Raw genomic sequence first — 5,482 nt, forward strand, 5'->3', positions numbered from 1 at the left:
GAGTCGATCGATCGGTCGATTATTTCATCGCGCCCGTCAAACGATTCGCACGACGTGCTTGGGACCCGAAACCGTACGTTGGACCACCGTACGAATACAAACACGCGCGTCTCTTTGAAAACAAGAGAACGGAACCCATTCCCCATCAATGCGGGTGTCCGTGCTAGTTCAATGTCGTGAAAGGTCAGTGGCCAAAAAGGGTGATTCAAACCGAGTGGAAGACGGCCTGCTCCGTGTGAAGGAGCCGTCATAACCGGGCTAGATCACCAATCCGTTACTCATCGCTACCTGACGTTCCGACTTACGGATTACCGTGTCACCCGCAAGCGACGGGCGACGCAGTTACTCCTCGGTCGTCTCAGGTTCCGTTTCCGTCTCCGAACCACGGTACGCCGCCAGCTTCTCGCGAGCAGTAACTACGGCCTCGCGTGCCTCGCCTTCGGCCCGTTCTTCCAACTCGCTTAAGTCCTCCTTGATGGAGTCGACCCGCGAGGGCTCCGGCTCTTCCTCCTCGCCGACGAGCTTTCGAACCCGCGACTCGATCGGCTCCAGTTCCTCCTTGATGCCCGCGGTGGCGTGTTCGGCCGCACGACCCAGGTAGTACCGAGCGTCTTCGAAGTGTTTACTCATATCTACTGATTAGTCGTCGACGGATATAGTCCTTGTGGCGACGACAGAATGAGTACCGGACCCCACACCAGCACTCTCGATCAGTACGTCGGTGAGTCTTCGCGTTCGCCGTCACGGGCGTTGGCGACGCGAGCGAGGGTAAAAAGCGCATCCGACAGCCGATTGAGATATGCCACGACGGCCTCGTTGATCGACTCCGTCCGGGCCAGTTCGACGGCTCGACGCTCGGCCCGGCGGACGACCGCCCGCGCGTGATGTAACGCCGCACCCGAGTCACCACCGCCGGGGAGGACGAACGACTGGAGCGGCTCCAGTTCCTCGTCGAAGTCGTCGATCGCCGTCTCCAGTGCATCGACGTGGTCGTCATCGACCCGTGGATCGTCCGGATCGGGATCCGGATTCGCGAGATCGGCTTGAACGACGTGAAGTTGGTTCTGGATGTCAGCAAGCAGTTCGTCGACGTCCGTGTATCCGGTCGGCCGGACGGTCCCGATCAGCGCGTTCGCCTCGTCGACGGTACCGTAGGCCTCGATCCGGGGGTCAGTCTTCGAGACCCGCTCCATCGTTCGCAGGTCGGTCCGGCCGGCGTCACCGCGACCCGTGTAGATAGTCATGAGAGCGTCCGTTCCACGTAGGTCTCGATGTTCGCGCTCTCGGCCATGGTGACGCCGCGTTCGTCGTCGACGAGCACGGGAACGGCGCGCTGGCCGCTGACGCGTTTGACCGCGTCGCGATCCGAGTGCAGCGGGTCGACCCACTCGATCGCGTACTCCACGTCGACCGCCTCAAGCGCCTCTTGAACTGCGTCACACCACGGACAGCCCTCAAGCGCGTATAGGGTAATTGCCATAGCGGGGGTTGGTCCGCGAGCGTATCAAGGTTGGCGGCCGCGACGGCCGAGCCGGGGACGTCTCGAACCGTCTACTCGTCGTGGTACTCGCGGATCGTCGCGCGCCAGGGATCCGGAATCGGCCGCGGTGTCTCGGTCTTGACGTCGTACAGCACCTGCACCGATTCAGCCTCCACGGCTACGCCCCGATCCGTGGCGACGGTGTACTCCATCCGAATGCTTGAGGTCCCCACCTCGGAGGCGACGACCTCGATCGTCACCGACTCGTCCTCGCGGTAGACCGGATCGTGATAGTCAATGGTGAGGGTGGCGATCACCGTCGAGGTCTCGGCGAGATCCTTCTCAAGCACCTGACGGAAGTACGCAGTCCGTGCCTGCTCGAGGTAGGTCGCGTAGACGGCGTTGTTGACGTGACCCATCGCGTCGATGTCCCGAAAGCGAACGTCGACGGTCGTGGTGAACGCGTTCATGTCGGATCGAGATCAACTGGAACCATGTAGTCATCGGACGGGAGCCAGGTGCTCGGCCCGCGATCAGTCGTGACCCGACACCCGAACCGGCTCGTAGGGTTCCTCGAGATACGCGACGTCGCTTCCCGAGAGGGAGATGTCAAGCGCCTCGACGGCCTGCTCGAGATGCTCGACGCTCGTGGTGCCGACGATCGGCGCGTCGACGTGGTCCTTCGAGAAGAGCCACGCCAGCCCGATCTGGGCCATCGTGACGCCTTTTTCGGCCGCCAGCTCTTGGACACGCTCGTTGATCTCGGGACCGCCGCCCTCTCGATACGGGTGTTCATACAACCGTTGTTCGTTCTCGCCGCGGGTCGTCGACTCGACCTCCTCGTGGGGGCGAGTGAGATATCCGCGCGCGAGCGGACTCCAGGGAATGACGCCGATCCCGTTTTGATCACAGAACGGAAGCATCTCGCGTTCCTCCTCGCGATAGACGAGGTTGTAGTGATTCTGCATCGTGAGGAACCGTTCGAGCCCGAGACGGTCGCTCGTGTGAAGCGCCTCCGCGAACTGGCGAGTCCACATCGAGGAGCCGCCGATGTATCTGGTCTTCCCACGTCGAACCGCGTCATCGAGCGCGCGGAGCGTCACCTCGATCGGCGTCTCGTCATCCCACCGGTGGATCTGCAGCAGATCGACCGTATCCATCCCGAGCCGGTCCAGCGAGGCGTCGAGTTCCTGCTCGATCGCCTTTCGTGAGAGCCCGCCGGAGTTGGGGTCGTCCTCCTGCATCTGGAAGTAACACTTCGTCGCGACCACTTGCTGTTCACGGCGTCCCTCGAGTGCGTTCCCGAGCACGCGCTCGCTCTCGCCGTTCGAGTACATGTTGGCCGTATCGAAGAAGTTGATCCCCAACTCGATGGCGCGATCGATCAGCTCCTCGCTCTCCTCGGGATCGAGCACCCACGGTCGCCAGTCGCTCGATCCGAAGCTCATACATCCGAGACAGATCCGGCTGACCTCCATGCCGGTCTCTCCGAGAGTTGTATACTCCATGGAAAGTCGATCGACGCGAGGAAGATAAACACTATCATACCACGAAGCGGAAACGATGAGGGCACATTTCGTATCGCGACATACGATATATAAGTGTCGGGACACCGTATACACCCCCCGTCGCGACACACGTGATCGGAACCCCGTCCGCGGCGGATAGCGAGCGATCAGCCCCGATCAACACGAGGATCACAGGCGAGAGCGATCGCCGACGACCGGCCGGATTCCGCGGGAAACAACATCTTCAACAGGAACGCCATCGAACCGGGACGTATGGCCCTGGAGAAATCGATCGACTGTCCGCGGTGTGAGGAGTCGCAAACGTTCTACCGAACGGCAGCGATGACGCTCCATCTCGGCGAGAAGCAGAAGTGGCGGTGTCCGGAGTGCTCCTTCGGATTCATCGAAGTAAACGGAATCGACACGCTTCCGGCCTGACGTCGGCCACGAGTGCGGTCAACTGCGTCGGCGAATCGATCGGATCGGTCCAACCACAGGATCTGAGTCATGGCGTGCTCGATCCGATCGCCATTTCACGCTCGTCAATCGCGAAAACGAACCGCACGCGAACGAGGGTGTCGTCGAAGATTCTCGAAGTAGAACCCGACCACCCGGATCTACACCGCCATACTGAAGCGACGAGTGAAGACTCCACCTCCCTCGTTCTCAGGCAGGTGCTTGGCGGCTCCGCGTGGTGGTTTCAGCAGGGGACTGCGCTTTCCGCCCGCACACGTGCATGGAAGGGGTCGGTGTACGACGTCGAGGACGGATCGTGTTCCCGCCGGACTACTCCGGCTTTCAACGCCCGACCGGGAGGCTATCCCAGAAGTAGTCGTCGTACAGGTGATTATCGCCCGATGTTCTCGGTCACACGGTGGGATTCGTTCTCAAGTTCAAGCGCCAATCGTCTGCACCGGGTCCGTTTGCTCCGAGACATACTCGTGAACACGATGTGGGGAGATCCTCGTCCGTCCGGGGAATTCTCGGTCGATTGTCGTCGTGATAGTGGAGGAGTGACCGGTTGTATAAACCACATATTGCGATAGTAAACTGTATCTCCCAGAAGTTGAGACCGGCGCTCTCAATGCATACGACTCAAGCCCCGTCTGCTCAGTACTTCAGAGTTGGTCGATCGGCTTGTTGATTATCTTGAAGACTTCGCTTGCCCGGTAGAACCGATTTCGCTCTTTCCCGGTGAGTTCTTCGAGTATCCCGTCATCTTCAAGCTGTCCGATCAGTCGGTTGGCTGTACTATACTCGACATCCAGCCACTCGGACGCGGTATTCACGTCAAGGTACGGATCTTCGAAGAGCCGCATGACCAGTTCTAGAATGTTCTCAGACCGTTCGCTCTGGTAGCGCTGTTGATAGTCCTCACGGAGGTCAACCAGCAAGTTTGCACGCCGGTGGGCCTCATCTGCCTGCGACTGTACGCCACGTAAGAAGAACAGTAGCCACTCTTCCCATTCGCCGCGCTGACTGACTGCCAAGAGATGATCGACGTACTCTGAACGTTGTGCGTTGAAATACGAACTCAGGTAGAGATACGGCTCGGGCAAGAGACCGTCACGTTGCAGGAGGAGACTGATCAACAACCGTCCGAGCCGTCCATTTCCATCGAGAAACGGGTGAATCGTCTCGAACTGATAGTGAATCAGCCCGATCCGGAGAAGCGGATGGAGATCAGTATCTCGGTTCGCGTACTCAAGAAGATCTTCAAGAAGATCGGGAATCTCGTTCGGTGGTGGCGGAACGTACCTGGCGTCTTGGATGTAGGGCGTACTGCCGATGAAGTTCTGGGTCGTGCGGAGTTCTCCTGGATTGGCTTCGTCTCCACGGACACCTGAAAGCAATCGGTCGTGCATTTCACACAGCAACTCGGTGGTGATTGGATCGCCAGCTGTGATCGCATCCAATCCGTGCGTCAGTGCGTGTAGATAGTTCACGACTTCCTGGGTGCCTTGCCGCCTGTCTTCATCAATGAGAGCTTCTTGTCCGGCCTCATAGGCGTAGATATCCGAGAGGGTGGCATGTGTCCCTTCGATTTGCGAGGATTCCAGCGCTTCTTTTCGAATGAACGGTTCGATTAGGATCTCTCTTGAGCCGACACGTGGGCCGATGCCGTGGAGTCGACCAAGTGCCTGTGTCGCCTCCGCCAGCGGTGTAATGAGTTGCTCAGTACTGATTGAGGGGGAAAGCGGGTCCGGCCGGAACGCCGAATACGTCCCCTTTGGTGTCGTCGTGGGAACGATTTCACCAGGGGCCGTCTCGTCGAAATCATCTCGCTCCATCAGTGGTATCCCTACAAATACGCTGGCCACTATTGGTATTTTTGGTGCTAAATCAAAATAGCAGGGTAGCTGATTGCACCGTCACAACTACTCAGTATTTCTGGGGATAGATTTGATACGCATCTTTCTCTTCTCTGGTTTTGTGAGTGAAACAGCTGCTCAGTAGGGGTTCCTACTTCCCGGCTGTTTCACCGTAGGTAGTA

The 5,482-nt window shown here is 59.0% G+C and carries 7 protein-coding genes; 1 reads left to right on the plus strand and 6 read right to left on the minus strand.

Translation table 11 applies throughout. From position 1 onward, the window contains the following. Positions 1-342: 342 nt before the first annotated feature. The 5 genes from ACERIT_RS15960 to ACERIT_RS15980 form a co-directional block, all read right to left on the minus strand. Positions 343-630: a hypothetical protein gene (locus tag ACERIT_RS15960; protein ID WP_373675847.1), complete on the minus strand. Its 288-nt coding sequence runs from the start codon at positions 628-630 to the stop codon at positions 343-345. An 80-nt stretch (positions 631-710) separates the two neighbouring features. Beyond that, positions 711-1,244 carry a cob(I)yrinic acid a,c-diamide adenosyltransferase gene (locus ACERIT_RS15965; protein ID WP_373675848.1) on the minus strand — a complete coding sequence of 178 codons (534 nt, stop codon included), beginning with the start codon at positions 1,242-1,244 and terminating at the stop codon, positions 711-713. Then, positions 1,241-1,480 (minus strand): glutaredoxin family protein, encoded by a 240-nt coding sequence (locus ACERIT_RS15970; RefSeq protein WP_373675849.1) that lies wholly within the window; start codon positions 1,478-1,480, stop codon positions 1,241-1,243. The genes ACERIT_RS15965 and ACERIT_RS15970 overlap by 4 nt, the downstream gene beginning before the upstream one ends. Before the next feature lie 71 nt (positions 1,481-1,551). Further along, a complete protein-coding gene (locus ACERIT_RS15975) occupies positions 1,552-1,950 on the minus strand; it encodes an acyl-CoA thioesterase (protein WP_373675850.1) in 399 nt (132 codons plus the stop codon). Positions 1,951-2,013: 63 nt separating this feature from the next. Continuing rightward, on the minus strand, positions 2,014-2,988 hold the full coding sequence (locus tag ACERIT_RS15980; protein WP_373675851.1) for an aldo/keto reductase: 975 nt from the start codon (positions 2,986-2,988) through the stop codon (positions 2,014-2,016). Positions 2,989-3,261: 273 nt separating this feature from the next. On the opposite strand from ACERIT_RS15980, the gene ACERIT_RS15985 reads away from it, so the two are divergent. After that, positions 3,262-3,426, plus strand: a complete 165-nt coding sequence (locus ACERIT_RS15985) for a hypothetical protein (RefSeq protein ID WP_373675852.1) — start codon at positions 3,262-3,264, stop codon at positions 3,424-3,426. 680 nt (positions 3,427-4,106) lie between these two features. Here the strand turns inward: ACERIT_RS15985 and ACERIT_RS15990 are convergent. Beyond that, entirely contained in the window at positions 4,107-5,279 is a 1,173-nt protein-coding gene (locus ACERIT_RS15990; protein WP_373675853.1) for a Fic family protein, read from the minus strand. Between the last annotated feature and the right edge of the window lie 203 nt (positions 5,280-5,482).

Origin of the sequence: Halopenitus sp. H-Gu1, assembly GCF_041821145.1 — an archaeon.
Lineage (GTDB): Archaea > Halobacteriota > Halobacteria > Halobacteriales > Haloferacaceae > Halopenitus.

Coding starts and splice junctions, on each gene's coding strand:
- ACERIT_RS15960 (WP_373675847.1), bottom strand. CDS start 630: ATGAGTAAACACTTCGAAGACGCTCGGTACTACCTGGGTCGTGCGGCC.
- ACERIT_RS15965 (WP_373675848.1), bottom strand. CDS start 1,244: ATGACTATCTACACGGGTCGCGGTGACGCCGGCCGGACCGACCTGCGA.
- ACERIT_RS15970 (WP_373675849.1), bottom strand. CDS start 1,480: ATGGCAATTACCCTATACGCGCTTGAGGGCTGTCCGTGGTGTGACGCA.
- ACERIT_RS15975 (WP_373675850.1), bottom strand. CDS start 1,950: ATGAACGCGTTCACCACGACCGTCGACGTTCGCTTTCGGGACATCGAC.
- ACERIT_RS15980 (WP_373675851.1), bottom strand. CDS start 2,988: ATGGAGTATACAACTCTCGGAGAGACCGGCATGGAGGTCAGCCGGATC.
- ACERIT_RS15985 (WP_373675852.1), top strand. CDS start 3,262: ATGGCCCTGGAGAAATCGATCGACTGTCCGCGGTGTGAGGAGTCGCAA.
- ACERIT_RS15990 (WP_373675853.1), bottom strand. CDS start 5,279: ATGGAGCGAGATGATTTCGACGAGACGGCCCCTGGTGAAATCGTTCCC.